14 protein-coding genes are annotated in these 14,774 nt (G+C 67.7%); 9 read left to right on the forward strand and 5 right to left on the reverse strand.

Features of this window, described 5'->3' with window-relative positions; genetic code table 11:
- Nucleotides 1–7: 7 nt before the first annotated feature.
- The 3 genes from MSG_RS00620 (at nucleotide 8) to MSG_RS00630 (ending at nucleotide 2,537) form a co-directional block, all read left to right on the forward strand.
- Nucleotides 8–802, forward strand: coding sequence for an ABC transporter ATP-binding protein (locus MSG_RS00620; protein ID WP_096436200.1), 795 nt, complete (start codon nucleotides 8–10; stop codon nucleotides 800–802).
- 44 nt (nucleotides 803–846) lie between these two features.
- On the forward strand, nucleotides 847–1,764 hold the full coding sequence (locus MSG_RS00625; protein ID WP_170063184.1) for an aliphatic sulfonate ABC transporter substrate-binding protein: 918 nt from the start codon (nucleotides 847–849) through the stop codon (nucleotides 1,762–1,764).
- Between the two features lie 71 nt (nucleotides 1,765–1,835).
- On the forward strand, nucleotides 1,836–2,537 hold the full coding sequence (locus MSG_RS00630) for an ABC transporter permease (protein ID WP_170063185.1): 702 nt from the start codon (nucleotides 1,836–1,838) through the stop codon (nucleotides 2,535–2,537).
- On the opposite strand, the gene MSG_RS00635 is transcribed toward MSG_RS00630, so the two are convergent.
- A complete protein-coding gene (locus MSG_RS00635) occupies nucleotides 2,538–2,840 on the reverse strand; it encodes a hypothetical protein (RefSeq protein ID WP_142404491.1) in 303 nt (100 codons plus the stop codon).
- Between the two features lie 100 nt (nucleotides 2,841–2,940).
- Here MSG_RS00635 and MSG_RS00640 point away from each other — a divergent pair, with 100 nt between their 5' ends.
- Nucleotides 2,941–3,900, forward strand: coding sequence for an alpha/beta fold hydrolase (locus MSG_RS00640; protein WP_096436206.1), 960 nt, complete (start codon nucleotides 2,941–2,943; stop codon nucleotides 3,898–3,900).
- Nucleotide 3,901: 1 nt separating this feature from the next.
- Here MSG_RS00640 and MSG_RS00645 read toward each other — a convergent pair whose 3' ends face one another.
- On the reverse strand, nucleotides 3,902–4,828 hold the full coding sequence (locus tag MSG_RS00645; RefSeq protein WP_181159201.1) for a 2-hydroxyacid dehydrogenase: 927 nt from the start codon (nucleotides 4,826–4,828) through the stop codon (nucleotides 3,902–3,904).
- A gap of 95 nt (nucleotides 4,829–4,923) precedes the next feature.
- On the opposite strand from MSG_RS00645, the gene MSG_RS00650 reads away from it, so the two are divergent.
- Nucleotides 4,924–5,784: an alpha/beta fold hydrolase gene (locus MSG_RS00650; RefSeq protein WP_162899121.1), complete on the forward strand. Its 861-nt coding sequence runs from the start codon at nucleotides 4,924–4,926 to the stop codon at nucleotides 5,782–5,784.
- Here the strand turns inward: MSG_RS00650 and MSG_RS00655 are convergent.
- Genes MSG_RS00655 through MSG_RS00665 form a run of 3 tightly spaced genes read right to left on the reverse strand, consistent with a single transcriptional unit; the run spans nucleotide 5,781 to nucleotide 9,575 of the window.
- Nucleotides 5,781–6,998 carry a GNAT family N-acetyltransferase gene (locus MSG_RS00655; RefSeq protein WP_096436212.1) on the reverse strand — a complete coding sequence of 406 codons (1,218 nt, stop codon included), beginning with the start codon at nucleotides 6,996–6,998 and terminating at the stop codon, nucleotides 5,781–5,783. The two genes, MSG_RS00650 and MSG_RS00655, sit on opposite strands and share 4 nt — an antisense overlap.
- Before the next feature lie 34 nt (nucleotides 6,999–7,032).
- On the reverse strand, nucleotides 7,033–8,271 hold the full coding sequence (locus MSG_RS00660) for an acyl-CoA dehydrogenase family protein (protein WP_096436214.1): 1,239 nt from the start codon (nucleotides 8,269–8,271) through the stop codon (nucleotides 7,033–7,035).
- Nucleotides 8,271–9,575 (reverse strand): NtaA/DmoA family FMN-dependent monooxygenase, encoded by a 1,305-nt coding sequence (locus tag MSG_RS00665; protein WP_096436216.1) that lies wholly within the window; start codon nucleotides 9,573–9,575, stop codon nucleotides 8,271–8,273. Before MSG_RS00665 ends, MSG_RS00660 begins: the two co-directional genes overlap by 1 nt.
- Nucleotides 9,576–9,674: 99 nt before the next feature.
- Here MSG_RS00665 and MSG_RS00670 point away from each other — a divergent pair, with 99 nt between their 5' ends.
- The 4 genes from MSG_RS00670 to MSG_RS00685 all read left to right on the forward strand — a co-directional run bounded on the left by MSG_RS00670 (nucleotide 9,675) and on the right by MSG_RS00685 (nucleotide 14,767).
- Complete coding sequence (locus MSG_RS00670; RefSeq protein ID WP_096436218.1) at nucleotides 9,675–10,760, forward strand: LLM class flavin-dependent oxidoreductase; 1,086 nt, start codon at nucleotides 9,675–9,677, stop codon at nucleotides 10,758–10,760.
- A 294-nt stretch (nucleotides 10,761–11,054) separates the two neighbouring features.
- Nucleotides 11,055–12,224: an LLM class flavin-dependent oxidoreductase gene (locus MSG_RS00675; protein ID WP_096436220.1), complete on the forward strand. Its 1,170-nt coding sequence runs from the start codon at nucleotides 11,055–11,057 to the stop codon at nucleotides 12,222–12,224.
- A 27-nt stretch (nucleotides 12,225–12,251) separates the two neighbouring features.
- Nucleotides 12,252–13,637 (forward strand): NtaA/DmoA family FMN-dependent monooxygenase, encoded by a 1,386-nt coding sequence (locus MSG_RS00680; RefSeq protein ID WP_096443870.1) that lies wholly within the window; start codon nucleotides 12,252–12,254, stop codon nucleotides 13,635–13,637.
- A 5-nt stretch (nucleotides 13,638–13,642) separates the two neighbouring features.
- The gene (locus MSG_RS00685) at nucleotides 13,643–14,767 is read left to right on the forward strand and encodes an LLM class flavin-dependent oxidoreductase (protein WP_096436222.1); all 1,125 of its coding nucleotides are present in this window, start codon (nucleotides 13,643–13,645) and stop codon (nucleotides 14,765–14,767) included.
- The last annotated feature ends 7 nt before the right edge of the window (nucleotides 14,768–14,774 follow it).

Here is a 14,774-nt window from a genome sequence, read left to right on the forward strand (position 1 = left end):
CGCGCGGGTGTCTCTCCGGGGCGTCAATCGCACGTTCGGCAGCCACACCGTGCTCCACGAGGTCGATGTCGAGATAGAACCCGGCGAGGTGGTGGCGCTGCTCGGCTCCTCCGGCAGCGGCAAGTCCACTCTGCTGCGGCTCATCGCGGGTCTGGACCAGCCGAGCGACGGGTGGATCGAGATCGACGGCGACGGAGTCCGCGGAATCGACCCGCGGTGCGCCGTGGTATTCCAGGAACCGCGGCTGCTGCCATGGCGAACGCTGGCAGGCAACGTCGAATACGGGCTGCCACCGGGCACACAGCGAGCGAAAGGCACTGACGCAGTCCAGCATTGGCTCGACATCGTCGGGCTAGGCGACTTCGGCTCGCACTACCCGCGCCAGGTCTCCGGCGGTATGGCGCAGCGCGCGGGACTGGCTCGCGCGCTCGCACGGCGCCCAGGGGTGCTGCTGCTCGACGAGCCGCTCGCCGCACTCGACGCCCTGACCCGGCTGCGCATGCAGGATCTGCTCGACGAGGTCCAGCAAGAGACTGGCACCACAACAGTTTTGGTGACGCACGATGTCGACGAGGCCGTGATCCTGGCCGACCGAGTGCTGATCCTGCGGGCCTCGGACGGGGCAGCCACCGGCGGTGCCCGTATCGCCGCGACATCCGACATCGCGATTCCCAAGCCACGCGATCGCGCGGACCCGCGCATCGCGGCATTGCGTGACCAATTGCTGGACGAACTCGGCGTTCCCCGACGCAGCAGTGACAGCCTGCGCAACGCTGTCAAGGAGGATACGAACGTATCGTGAAAAGTCGTTATTTGGACCCGATTTCGGTGCTCGCTGCCCTGTTCATGGTGTCCGGCTGCGGCTCGAGTGGCGGGACAGCGGCGTCGAAAGACATTCATCTGGATTACGCCTACTACAATCCGCTGAGCCTGGTGATCCGCGATCAGCACCTGCTCGAGAAACAGGGCTACAACGTCACCTGGGTGCTTTCGCAAGGCAGCAACAAGGCCAACGAAGGCCTCCGTTCGAAGGCCCTGGACTTCGGCTCCACCGCCGGTTCCGCCGCGTTGCTGGCGCGGGCCAATGGGACCCAGATCAAGACCATCGATGTGTATGCCAGATCGGAATGGACCGCCCTGGTCGTCGCCAAGAACTCGCCGATCAACTCAGTTACCGACCTCAAGGGCAAGAAGGTCGCCGTCACCAAGGGGACGGACCCCTACTTCTTCTTGTTGCAATCGCTTGCGGCAGCTGGCCTTTCGCCCGCCGACATTGAGATCGTCAATTTACAGCACGCGGACGGCAAGACCGCCCTCGAGCGCGGCGATGTCGACGCGTGGTCCGGACTGGACCCGTTCATGGCGGAGACGATTCAGCAACAAGGCTCCCGGATCGTCTACCGCAACCCGGACTTCAATTCCGGCGGTGTATTGGACGTTAGCGAGGACTTCATCGCCAGCCACCCCGATACCGTCCAGTTAGTGGTCAACACCTACGAGGAGGCCCGGAAGTGGGCGAAGACGCACCCCGACCAGCTGGCGGCATTGCTGGCCTCGCAAGCGAAGGTGACGCTGAGCGTGGCGCAAGAAGAATTGCAGCGAACGGCGTTGGACATCGACCCGGTGCCGGCGGATTGGCTGCACCAGGTGCTGACCCGGGTCGAGCCGCTGGCCGTGGCCGACGGCGATATCAAATCCGACGAGGCCGGCCGCAGCGCACTGAACACGCTGTTCGAGCCGAAATACGCCCAGCAAGCTCACTGACGTCGCGGCTGGGGCCGCCGGCCAAGTGGCGGGCGGCGCTGATCGGGCTGATCGTCCCGGTGCTGCTGCTGGTGGTCTGGCAGCTTGCCACGGCCGTGACCGGATACTTCTCGCCCAGCCAGTTCCCTCCTCCGCTCGACGTGGTGACGGCCCTGGGCGGGCTGCTGCGGCAGGGCGACCTGTGGACGCACCTGGAGGCCAGCGGCTCGCGGGTGCTGATCGGCTACCTGGCGGGCGCGGCGGCCGCGCTCGCGCTGGGTTCGCTTGTCGGGCTGTCGGCGTTCGTGCGAAAACTGCTGGCGCCGACCGTCGCCGCCTTCCGCACCGTGCCGTCCCTGGCCTGGGCCCCGTTGCTGCTCTTGTGGTTTGGCATCGACGAAACCCCGAAGATCCTCATGGTCGCGATCGGTGCGTTCTTTCCGATCTACACGACGACGGCGTCGGCGCTCTCCCACGTCGACCCGCAACTTTTGGAGGTGGGACGGGCCTACGGTCGGCACGGCGCCGCACTGCTGACGACGGTGATGCTGCCCGCCGCGGCGCCGGAATTGGTGAACGGGTTGCGGCTGGGACTGGCGAATGCGTGGCTGTTCGTCGTCGCCGCCGAGCTCATCGCGTCGTCGAAGGGCCTCGGGTTTCTTCTGATCGATAGCCAGAACACGGGCCGCACCGACGTGATGCTGCTCGCGATCGTGTTGCTGGCCGGACTCGGCAAACTCAGCGACGCGCTGTTAGGCGCGATCGAGGACCGGATGGTGCGGCGGCGTCGGTAGTCACGGGCGCCGAGTGCTCACGATATCGATGGCGATAACCAGCTGCCACAGGATAATTGAGTACACGCTGCCGCGTTCCCATGCCCCGTCGGGCAGCAGCTCGGCCCGGGCTGTCCGCGCGTTGATTGTCAGCATGATCAGGCACAGCACGCCGAAGGTCGCGACGAGGATGCAGATGCGGCGATACCAATGCCGAGCCGCGTAGCCGTAGGTGGGCCCGGCACTTGCGGCCACGGCGGACTCGAGGACCAGGTACCCGACGGCTGCGAGGATCCAGAGCACGGCTCCACGCGTGGCAGCCAAGGTGGTTGCCTCCCGCGGCGCCGGCCCTCGCTGCGATTTCAGGCGCGACACGTGATGCGCGCAGCTAGCTAGCCCATGCGCGGCCCCGCACAATGACCGGATGCGGATAGTCGGTAGATTTCGGGCTCGGCCGTCGGCGACGGCCAGCAGCGCCGCCCGTCGGTTCCTGTCGATCACCGCTGCGCTGCTCGCGCTGGCGGGGTGCGGCCAGCACAGCCGCGCGGGATCGGGCTCATCGGGCGACTTTCGCGGCCCGATCGCGATCGGCAACGGACGCCATCTGTATCTCGAATGTCGCGGAAAGGGCGGCCCCACCGTCATTCTGGAGTCGGGATATCACAACTCGTCAGATCTGTGGAATCAGGCCGACGTTACCGCGCCGGCCGTGGGCCCCGCCGTGGTGTCCGCCTTGGCCGGCTCACATCGTGTTTGTGCCTACGACCGGCCTGGCACCCTGCGTGCTTCCGACCCGCTCACCATCACCGACCGCAGCTCGCCGGTGGCAATGCCACGTACCGCGGCTGACGTCGTCAGCGACCTGCATGCGCTGCTCGCCGCGGCGCATCTTCCGGGTCCATATCTGTTGGTCGGGCACTCGCTGGGCGGTCTGTTCGCCCGGTTGTACGCCCAGACCTACCCCGACCAGGTGTGCGGGGCGGTCTTCGTCGACGCCTTCGCCGCAGAGATACCCAGCGCCTTGGGACCCGATTGGCCCGCCTATCGCCAGCAACTGGACGGGCCTCCGCCGCAGTTCGCCGATGCGCCCGCGTTCGAGGAGATCGACATCGACAAAAGCGTCGCGCAGGTCGGCACCGCCGCCTTCCCGGCGGTCCCCATCGCCGTACTGGCCAGGACCGAGCCGTTCCTGATTCCCCCGACTGCCACCGCAGAGCAGGGCGAGAAGCTGGAGCGGGCATGGGCAGACGGCGCCTCGGCTCTTGCCGCGCTGCGGCCGCAGACGCCGCGCATCGTCGCGACGTCCAGCGATCACTTCATCCAGATCCACCAGCCGGACCTGGTGGCGGCTGCCGTCGGTCTGGTGTCGGCCAGGTCCCGCTGACTCACCTGCGTGGGTGCAGCACTGGTGTCACCAGCTGACCGGTGTTCAGATACGTGTCGAGGTTTTGAATCGCCAACGTCGCCATTGCTCTCCGGGTCCGTCGCGTTGCGCTGCCGATATGCGGGAACAGCACCACGTTGTCCAGATCACGAAGTGCCGCAGGCACATTCGGCTCGTCGACGTACACGTCCAGCCCGGCTCCGCCGAGCCGCCCGCCCTGGAGCAGGTCCACCAGCGCGTCCTGGTCGATGACGCTGCCGCGCGCGATGTTGATCACATACCCCGCGGGGCCCAGCGCCTCGAGGACGGCGCGGTCGACGAGATTGCGGGCCTTCGGGTCACCCGTGGTGGCGACGACGAGAACGTCAACCGACTCGGCCAGCTCCAGCGGCGACGCCGCATATCGGTACGGCGAGCCGTCGATCCGGTGACGGTTGTGATAGGCGATGGCGCAACCGAATCCGAGCAATCGAGTTGCGATCGCCGAACCGATCCGGCCCAGGCCCAGGATGCCGACCTGTAGTCCGCTGAGGTCGCGGCCGTAGGGGAACCGTCCCTCGCTCGCCCACCGGCCCGCCCGCACGTAGCGATCGGCGGCGCCGAAACGGCGCAGCGTCATCAGAATCAGACCGAGTGCGGTATCGGCGACGGTGTCCGACAGCACGTCCGGGGTGTTGCTCACGGCGATCCCGCGTCGCCGCGCGGCTTCCAGGTCAATCGAATCCACGCCCGCCCCGTAGTTGATGATCGCCTCCAGGTTGGGCAGGGCCGCGATGGTGTCGGCGTCGATGCCGAGGGGTGGGCCGGAGGTCAGCACCACCCGAATATCGGCGGCATGCTCGGCGAGAAAGGGAGTCCGCGCCGGGCCGCCGGGGAGCTCGGCGATTTCGTACCGCGCGGCCAGTTCCTCTTCGTAGGTCGGTTCCATCCGGCCGGTGCGCAGCACGTCATCCCTTTTTTCGACCGTCACGATGGTTTCGTCTCCCGCCGATGGCCCCCGCTGATATGCGGCAGAATAACCTCATGGATGCTCCCGGGGCGTGGCAATGGATCGGGCAGTGCGAGACCTTGCTCAGCCGGCGGGGACACCGCATCGCTTTCCGACGTCGCGGCCACGGGCCGAAAATCCTTCTGCTGCATGGATTTCCTACCTGGTCCTACGACTATGCCGAGATCGCCGCGGACCTTGCCGCCGACCATGACGTGATCACCCTGGACTTCCTCGGCTATGGCGCCTCGGACAAGCCGAACCCCTACGACTACTCCGTCGCCGAATCGGCCGATGTGGTCGAGGATTTGGCGGCGCACCTGCAGCTGGAATCGGTCTGCCTGGTCGCCCACGACTATGGGGGCATCGTCGCCCAGGAGCTGATCGACCGAGTGCGGGCGGGCGCGCTCGGGTTCCGAATTTCCAGCCTCGTGCTGCTGAACTCGGGCGTCAGCTACAGCGCGTATCGGCCGACCCGGTTGCAGCGCCTGTTGATCCTGCCGGTGATCGGCAAGCTGGTCGCGGGCCGGATCACTGCCGGCCGGCTGCGAGCGGTGCTGGACGGGGTGCGCGCGTCGCGGCTCACCGACGCCGAGTTGGACGATCTCTGGTACGGCGTCTCGCTGTGCGACGGGCACAAGCTCGCGCATCTACTCATCCGCTACAACGCCGAGCGCGCGGCGCATCATCGGCGGTGGGAGCAGGCCCTGGCGCAATGGGACGGTCCGCTGCGGCTGGTGTGGGGACTCGACGACCCGGTGTCGGGCCGCCACGTTCTCGAGGCGGCCACCGCGACCCTGCCGCGCGCCGGGGTGACCGCGCTCGAGAACGTTGGCCACTACCCGCAATCCGAGGCGCCGCAGGCCGTGGCGGCCGCAATACGCGCGCACTCCTAGAAGAACGTTCCCGAGTAGGGCGCCTCGGGCACCCCGAACAGCCGGTCGGCCACGGCCAGTATCGCGGGATCGTCGGCCCGCGCCAGGCCCGCCAGGGCCAGGCTGCGCCAGGTGGTGCCGCCGAGCAGCGCCGCGCCGAGTCCCTCAATCCCGACGTGGATCTGCGCGGGCCGCTTGGTGGCTTCCGCGCCGTCGGCTGTGATGGCGAATGCCAATGAATTCTGCTGCAGCAGTGGGTCATTGACGGAAATCGTCACGGAGCCTGCACCGGCATAGCGGCGAGATCCCAGCGCCGCGCCGGCATCGACGACGCGCAGCCACGTTTCGTCGCGGACCGCGGTGACTTTGACGGCCCTCCGGTCGGTCAGGAGCCAGGGCAGCGGATTGTCGACCGGGAGCATCCAAAACGTCACGCGGTCAATCAAATCCAGCTCGAGGAGGAATCGCACCAGCCCCACCCAGGCGTCGATGGTGGGCGCGAAGAAGTCCTCGACGACGATGGTGCGTTGGTCGCTGACGAACCATCTCTCGGTGCCGGTGGGGCGATAGCGGACGAAGCCCGACTCGGCTCCAGGCTCCCCGTACACCGCGACATACCATGCTCCCGAAGCGGATTCGGTGCGCATCCGGACGCCGTGCCACCACGACGCGGGCCGGGCGATGGTCCCCGGCCGGGACGGGCGATTGGCGTCGTAGATGCGCGGCAGGGTATCCCACACTTCGGCGACGCCGAGCAGGCGCACCGGACCGCCGACTGTCACGCCGGGACGCAGCGTCGCGCGCGTGGTGTGCACCTCGACGGTCTGCGCCGAGCTCGCTACGCCGTAGCCGTAACGCTCGTAGATCGTCGCCTCGGAGGCCCGCAGCGTGCCGACGACCTCGCCGCGTGCGGCGATATCGCGCAACTGGTGACGTATCAGATCGGTGGCGATGCCCCTGCGGGTGAAGGATGGCAGGACCCCGATGTGCGTGACGGCGGCGTGGCCGACCGTAGCTCCACCGGGCAGGGTCAGGGTGCTCGTCACGGCATCGGTCGTCCCGACGAGTTGCCCGTCGACGAATGCACCGAGGGTGCGCCCGGGATCCAACAAAGCGGTGATCTGGCCGGCCGGCAGATCCGGCAGCGGCGGAAAGCCCACCATCGCGACGCGGAACAGGTTGAGCGCGGCGACGAGGTCGTCCTCGGTCTCGAGAACGCGGAGCTCAATGGTCACCCGAACATCATGTCCTCTTGCCGTGGCCGCCGTTTCAGTTGCCCTGCCCGCCACGGCCGAGCTTCTCCAGATCAGGCACCGGGTCTTTGCCGTTGATCAGCCAATCACCGACGATGCGCGCCTTGTAGACCCGCGGGTTGTGTGACGCCAGCGTGCGGGCATTGCGCCAGTGCCGGTCCAGGAGCAGCTCCTCGGACACTCCGGATGCACCCAGCGCGTCGAAGACTGTGGTGGTGGCCTGCAGCGCGGCGGCGATGATCACCAACTGCGACTGGGTGACTGCGACGTCGGCCTCGATCAGGCGTCGCCGGTCGCTGGCGGCATCGAGGCCGTCGAGTTTGCCGGCGACGACGTGATCCAAACTGCGGGCGGCCTTTTCCAGTGCGGCTTGGGCGGCGAACACTTCGGCCGACACCTGCCCGATGACTTGCAGCAATTGTGGATCCTCGGCCGGCCTTTCGGCCAGGCCCTGCGGGTAGTTGCGGACGCGGCGCTGCAGCGCGGCCCCGCCGTCGCGCAACGCTGCCCTGGCGATCCCGGTCAGCGCGGCCAGCATCGCGAATTGGTAGAAGTGCGGTTGATAGCTGAATCGCTCGGCGACCGGAAACACATCGCCCCGCTCGGCGCGCACCCGGTCGTAGCGGGCCGATCCACTGGCCGTGGTGCGTTGCCCGAATCCTTGCCAGTCGTCGACGAGCGTCACGCCGTCGGCGTCCGCGCGCACCAGCGCCGTCCAGAGTTGGCCGTCGTCACCGCGTCCGATCACGTCGAGCCAGTCGGCGTAAAGGCTCCCGGTGGCGTAGAACTTCGCCCCCGACACCGCCCAGTGGTCGTCTTCGGCCACCACCGTGGTGGCGATGTTGGCCAGCGTGCCGTTGTTGGCTTCCGTCCAGCCGCCGCCCACGAACGTCCCGGCCAGGAAACGCTTGATCCATCGGTCGTTGGTGTCCGACACCGCGGCGTTGAGCCGGTCTTCGACGAACGCCAGATGGTTGCGCCAGATGTGTGACACGTTGGCGTCGGCCTCGCCGAGATCGGCCAGCAGCGCGAAGGTCTGCTCGAGCGATGCGCCCAGCCCGCCGAACTCCTCGGGAATGCGCACGGCGCCCAATCCGGCGTCACGAAGCCAGCGGACCTGCTCATGGGGGAAGATGCGGGAGCGCTCACGTTCCACGTTGTCCTCGGCGACTCGATCGAAGATCGACTCGAACCGTGCTCGCAACTGTGCGCTGCTCGCCGTCGGTTCTCTCAGATACGTTGGGGGGAAGTTCATTACACCTCGTGTTGATTGACGGGCGGAGCTAGGCCCAGGTGGCTACGCAGGGTGGTGCCGGTGTACTCGTGGCGAAACAACCCCCGCTTACGCAGTAACGGCACGACCTGTTCGACGAAGTTCTCGAATTGACCCGGCAGCCCGGAATCGCCCAGCACGAAACCATCGGAGGCCCGCGAGGCGAACCACTCCTCGATCTCGTCGCAGATCTGCTCCGGCGTTCCGGTGACGCTAGCGCCCCAGCCATTCACTGTGCGATACAAGAACTCTCGCACGGTAGGCCGGCCGTCCGCGGCCAGCGCCCGGTAGCCGGCGAGCGCGGTTTGGTGGGTCTGGGTGCTCTCGGGAAATGCCGAGGCGGGCACCGGCCCGTCCAGGTCGGCCCCGGTGACGTCGACGTCGACCTCCAGCAGCCAGCCGGCCTGGTACTCGGGACTGAAGTACTCGTAAGCCTCCCGTTCGTTGCGCCGCACCTCTTCTTCGGTCGAACCGACGAGGAAGCGCAGGGAGGGGGTGATCAGCGGTGGCGTGCGCCCGACGCTGTGCGCCGCCTCGTGGATCTGCCGATAGAACTGCTGAGCGCCGGCGCGGGTGCCCTGGCCGGTGAAGATCACCTCGGCGTGCCGGGCGGCGAAGTGCCGGCCCGTCGGTGAGGATCCGGCCTGGAACAGCACCGGTTGGCCCTGCGGCGAGCGGGCCGAACCCAGCGGCCCACGCACGTCGAAATATTCGCCGTGATGGTCAGCCACCCGAATCTTGCTGACATCGTTGAAGATTCCGGCCGCACGGTCTTCGACGATGGTGTCGTCGGACCAGCCATCCCACAGCTTCCTCACCACCGCGAGGGCTTCCTCGGCGATGCGGTACCGCTTGTCATGGTCGACGACGCCGCGGGCGCTGAAATTGTCGGCCGCCGCGGCGGCGAAGCTGGTGACCAGGTTCCAGCCCGCTCGACCACCGCTGAGGTGATCCAGCGACAACAGCTGGCGCGCCAGGGCATACGGGGGGACCAGGGTCGCCGAACCGGTGACGACCAATCCGATGGCCTCGGTGACCGACGACAGGGCCGCCGTGGTGGTCAGCGGTTCGAAGTCCTCGGTGGTCTTGTACGCCCAGGTCGCCGGTGGTCCGTAGTTGAGACCGTCGGCGAAGAACAGCGCATCCAAACCGCCGGCCTCTGCGGCCTGGGCCCGGGCGATCAGACGCCGGCGAACACCCGCGGGGCTGTTGTCGATCGCGGGATGCCGCCACGGCCCGGCCGATCGCGTGTTTCCGAAGGCCAAAAGATGCAGTTCGCGCGGCACGCGAGGCAAATGTAGTCCGCCCAGCCGGGCAGGGGACGGGTTAAATCCGCCCGGAGTGCAACTTGTCCTTCGACCGCCGCGCCCCTACCTTGGCCAGAGATGTCTGCACGATTTTTCTGGTTCCTGCCGACCACAGGTGACAGCCGTTCGATCGTCGGCGGTTCGCACGCCTCGTCGAACCGCGATATCCCCGCCGGGTATCGGGCACCGAGCCGCCGCTACCTGGCCGAGGTGGCCCGCGCCGCCGACCGTCTGGGCTTCGAGGGTGTGCTGACGCCGACGGGGACCTGGTGTGAGGACGCGTGGCTCACCTCGGCCGCGCTGTTGGCCGAGACCGAGAAGCTGAAGTTCCTGGTCGCGTTCCGTCCCGGGCTGGTGCCGCCCACCCTGGCCGCGCAGCAGACCGCGACGCTGCAGCGCTTCTCCGATGGCCGGGTGCTGCTCAACGTGGTCAGCGGCAGCGACGACGCCGAGCAGCGCCGGTTCGGCGACTTCCTCGGTCACGACGAGCGTTACGCCCGCACCGCCGAGTTCCTGCACATCGTCCGATCCGTGTGGACGCAGGAGTCGGTGAACTTCACCGGCGAGTACTACAAGGTGGAAGACGCCCGGGTGTCGGCGCCGCCGAATCCCTTGCCGGAGATCTACTTCGGCGGTTCGTCAGGGCCCGCGCTGCCCATCGCGGGGCAGTTCTCCGATGTCTACCTGACCTGGGGCGAGCCCCCACAGACCGCGGCCGCCAAGATCGAGAAAGTGCGGGCCGAGGCCGAATCTCGGGGCCGCAAGGTGCGGTTCGGGATTCGGCTGCACACCATCAGCCGGGACACCTCGGCGGCGGCCTGGGCCGTAGCCAACGATCTGCTCGCCGACATCACTGACGAGCAGATCGCCAAAGCTACTGCGCTGCATTCCAGTTCGCAATCCGAGGGACAGCGACGGATGACGGCGCTGCACGGCGGTCAGCTCGACAACCTGGAGATCTACCCCAATCTGTGGGCCGGGGTGGGCCTGGTGCGTGGCGGTGCCGGCACCGCGTTGGTGGGCAGCCATCAGGAGGTCGCGAACCTGATTCGCGAATATCATTCGCTGGGCTTCGACGAATTCATCCTGTCCGGCTACCCGCACCTGGAAGAGGCCTACTGGTTCGCTGAAGGCGTCCTGCCGCTGCTGGCCAAGGCGCAATAGCGGCACTGGGGACGGTTTTACTCGCGGTGATTTAAGCAGGGCCACTGCAACATGGGCCCGGTGAAGTATCCGGGCCGGGAATTAACGACACGACGTGGTCGGTTCTACCTCACTAGCATGGCAATTGCGCGATATGAGAGCGCGATATGAGAGTAGGACGGGAGTCGGCGATGCGGTCAGCACAGTGTTGTCAGCCGTCGGCACCACGTGCGTGCGCGGCGGCTTTCCCGGCTTGACCATTCCTCCTCGTAGCGGGGATTGACTGCCCGTCCCATAACGAAAGTTTTTCCGCCGATGACCGATTCGTCTAATCGTATCCGCCTCGCGATCGCCTTGGACGGTGCGGGATGGCACCCGGCGGCCTGGCGCGAGGCCGATGCTCGCCCGGACGAGTTGTTCACCGCGGGCTACTGGGCGGAACTGGTCGCAGAATCCGAGCGGGGGTTGCTGGATTTCGTGACGATCGAAGACGCGCTGACGCTGCAGTCCGACCATCCCCTCGAGCCCGACGACCGCGTCGATCGCGTCCGCGGGCGGCTGGACGCGGTGCTCATTGCCGCCCGGGTTGCCCCGCGCTCCCGGCACATCGGGTTGATACCGACGGCGATCGTGACGCACACCGAGCCGTTTCACGTCTCGAAGTCGATTGCCACCCTCGACTACGTCAGCACCGGGCGCGCCGGGGTCCGAGTGCAGATCACACCGCGTCCCGATGCGGCCGCGCACTTCGGCCGTCGCGACGCGGGACAGCAGGATGTGGGCGAATACTTCGCTGAGGCAGCGGATTATGTCGAGGTGCTGCGGCGGCTGTGGGACAGCTGGGAGGACGACGCTGAAATACGTGATGTCACTACGGGGCGGTTTATCGACCGAAATCGGTTGCACTACATCGACTTCGAGGGTCGGTGGTTCTCCGTCAAGGGGCCATCGATCACCCCGCGTCCGCCCCAGGGTCAGCCGATCGTCGCGGCGTTGGGTCTCGGCGGTCAGTCTTACCAGCTGATCGCCGAGGCCGCCGATATCGGATTCGTGACCCCGCGTGACGCCGCGGAGGCGGCCGACATCGTCGTCGAGATCGGCGCGCTGAGCCAGGCGGTCGGCCGCAGCCCTGCCCGCGTGCACGTCTTCGCCGATCTCGTCGTCTTCCTCGATCGCACGCCGGAGGCCGCGCAGACTCGCAAGGATCGGCTCGACGAGCTGCTGGATGCCGAATATCGCAGCGACGCGGACATTTTCGTCGGCACACCGGCGCAGCTGGCCGACCAGCTGCAGGACTGGCATGCCGTCGGGCTTTCGGGCTTTCGGCTGCGTCCGGGCACGCTGCCGCATGACCTGGCCCAGATCACCGAGTCATTGGTACCCGAGTTGCGCCGCCGCGGGGCATTCCGCGACGCCTATGACACCGACACGCTTCGCGGGTTGCTCGGACTTGGCCGTCCCGCCAACCGTTACGCGACCGCCTGAGTCACCCGGGAGATTTCGATGACTTCAATAACCAAGCCCATCAAGCAGATTCATTTGGCGGCGCATTTCCCTGGCGTCAACAACACCACGGTGTGGAGCGATCCCGCCGCGGGCAGTCACATCGAGTTCAGCTCGTTCGCACAATTCGCGCAGAGCGCCGAGCGCGGCAAGTTCGACTTTTTGTTCCTCGCCGAGGGATTGCGGCTGCGCGAGCAGGGCGGCGAAATCTACGATCTGGACGTGGTCGGCCGGCCCGACACCTTCACCGTGCTGGCGGCGCTGGCCGCGGTCACCGAGCGCATCGGACTGACCGGCACCATCAACTCCACCTTCAACGAGCCCTACGAGGTGGCCCGTCAGTTCGCCTCGTTGGACCATCTGTCCGGCGGCCGGGCCGCCTGGAATGTCGTGACGTCGTGGGATGCGTTCACCGGGGAGAACTTTCGCCGCGGCGGCTTCCTGGCCGAGGACCAGCGCTACGAACGGGCGAAGACGTTCCTGCAGACCGCCCAAGAGCTGTTCGACTCCTGGCGCGGGGACGAGATCGTCGCGGACAAGGCAGCCGGAGTATTTTTGTCCGACCCACGCGCCGGCGAGTTCATGCACCGCGACGCGCATTTCGACATCCGAGGCCGCTTCAACGTCCCGAGGAGCCCGCAGGGCCGCCCGGTGATCTTCCAGGCCGGTGACTCCGACGAGGGCCGCGAGTTCGCCGCCGCCGCCGCGGACGCGATCTTCTCGCGGCACAGCACCCTGGGCGCCGGGCAGGCGTTCTACGAGGACGTCAAGGGCCGGCTGGCCCGCTACGGCCGCCGCCGCGACGAGCTGCTGATCCTGCCCGCCGCGACGTTCGTGATCGGCGATACCGACGCCGAGGCCGACGAGATCGCCCAGCAGGTGCGGCTGGCGCAGGTGTCGCCGCAGACGGCGATCAAGTTCCTCGAGCAGCTCTGGAACCGCGACTTGTCCGACCACGACCCCGACGGGCCCCTGCCCAGCGTGGACCCGGTCGTGGGCGAGAACACCATCTCGCGCGGCCGCGCCAGCGTCCGCATGTTCCGCGACCCGATCGCGATCGCCAACGACTGGCGGGCCAAGGCCGAGGCCGAGAATCTGACGACCCGCGAGCTGATCGTCGAGGTCACGGGGCGGCAGTCCTTCGTCGGGTCGCCGCAGACCGTCGCGGCGACGATCAACGACTTCGTCCAGGCCGACGCCAGCGACGGCTTCATCCTGGTACCCCACATCACACCCGGCGGGCTGGACCCCTTCGTCGACCGGGTGGTGCCGCTACTGCAGGAGCGCGGGGTGTTCCGCGCGGACTACGCCGGCAGCACGCTGCGCGAACACCTCGGTCTGGCACCGCTGCCCACGCCGCGGCGGCCCGCCGCCTCGACCGAGGTGGCGTCGTAAGCGCCATGACTACTCCGCTCAACGTGCTCGACCTCGTCCCGATCTCGTCGGGCTCGAACGCGACGCAGGCCCTGCGCAACAGCATCGATCTGGCTCGCCGCACCGAGGCCCTGGGATACGCGCGCTACTGGTTCGCCGAGCACCACCTGAACCCCGGCGTCGCCGGGACGTCGCCCGCGGTGGTGCTCGCGTTGATCGCGGGGGAGACCTCCACGATCCGGCTCGGCTCGGGTGCGGTGCAGATGGGGCATCGCACGGCGCTGGCCACCGTGGAGGAATTCGGGCTGCTGGACGCGCTGCACCCGGGCCGGTTCGACCTCGGCCTGGGGCGCTCGGGCGGCAAACCGCGTGAGCCGGCACTGGTATCGTCGGCGCCCCGGCAGCCGGTGATCGACGGACGTACCTCCAACGGGCTGCTCATCCCGCCGAAGTTCGACTTCACCCCCCTGCTGAAATCGCCGCGGTTCGCGTTGCACCGGGCGCTGCTGCAGCTGCCCGGCGCGGAGTCGCAAAACTACACCGAGCAAATCGGCGACGTCCTGGCGCTGATCGCCGACACCTACCGCTCCGACGACGGCGAGCGGGCGCACGTCGTGCCGGGCGGTGGCGCCGATCTGCAGATTTGGATCCTGGGCAGTAGCGGCGGGGAGAGCGCCGTCGTCGCCGGCAACCGGGGGTTGCGGTTCGCCACCAACTATCACGTCGCCCCGGCCACCGTGCTCGAGGCGGCCGACGGCTACCGGGCTGCGTTTCGGCCCTCGGCCGAGCTGGAGAAGCCCTACGTCGCGGTGTCCGCGGACGTCGTCGTCGCCGACAACGAGGCCACCGCGCGCGAGCTGGCCACCGGTTACGGGCTGTGGGTGCGCAGCATCCGCACCGGCGAGGGCGCCATCCCGTTCCCCACCCCGGCCGAGGCGCGCGCCCACACCTGGACCGACGCCGACCGCGCGCTGGTCGCCGACCGGGTCGACACCCAATTCGTCGGAACCCCATCGCAAGTTGCCGACGATTTGGAGCGGTTGCGGGACGCCACCGAGGCCGACGAACTGATCGTCACGACGATCACCCACGACCACGAGGACCGGGTGCGGTCTTATCAGCTGCTCGCCGAGGAGTGGGCGCGCCGCTGACTACTGC

Source organism: Mycobacterium shigaense (assembly GCF_002356315.1).
Taxonomy (GTDB): Bacteria; Actinomycetota; Actinomycetes; order Mycobacteriales; family Mycobacteriaceae; genus Mycobacterium; species Mycobacterium shigaense.

Bases quoted from the DNA above. Each gene is read 5' to 3' on its own strand.
- MSG_RS00640 (WP_096436206.1), top strand. From the start codon at position 2,941: ATGCGGATAGTCGGTAGATTTCGGGCTCGGCCGTCGGCGACGGCCAGC.
- MSG_RS00625 (WP_170063184.1), top strand. From the start codon at position 847: ATGGTGTCCGGCTGCGGCTCGAGTGGCGGGACAGCGGCGTCGAAAGAC.
- MSG_RS00660 (WP_096436214.1), bottom strand. From the start codon at position 8,271: ATGAACTTCCCCCCAACGTATCTGAGAGAACCGACGGCGAGCAGCGCA.
- MSG_RS00645 (WP_181159201.1), bottom strand. From the start codon at position 4,828: ATGGAACCGACCTACGAAGAGGAACTGGCCGCGCGGTACGAAATCGCC.
- MSG_RS00675 (WP_096436220.1), top strand. From the start codon at position 11,055: ATGACCGATTCGTCTAATCGTATCCGCCTCGCGATCGCCTTGGACGGT.
- MSG_RS00670 (WP_096436218.1), top strand. From the start codon at position 9,675: ATGTCTGCACGATTTTTCTGGTTCCTGCCGACCACAGGTGACAGCCGT.
- MSG_RS00685 (WP_096436222.1), top strand. From the start codon at position 13,643: ATGACTACTCCGCTCAACGTGCTCGACCTCGTCCCGATCTCGTCGGGC.
- MSG_RS00650 (WP_162899121.1), top strand. From the start codon at position 4,924: ATGGATGCTCCCGGGGCGTGGCAATGGATCGGGCAGTGCGAGACCTTG.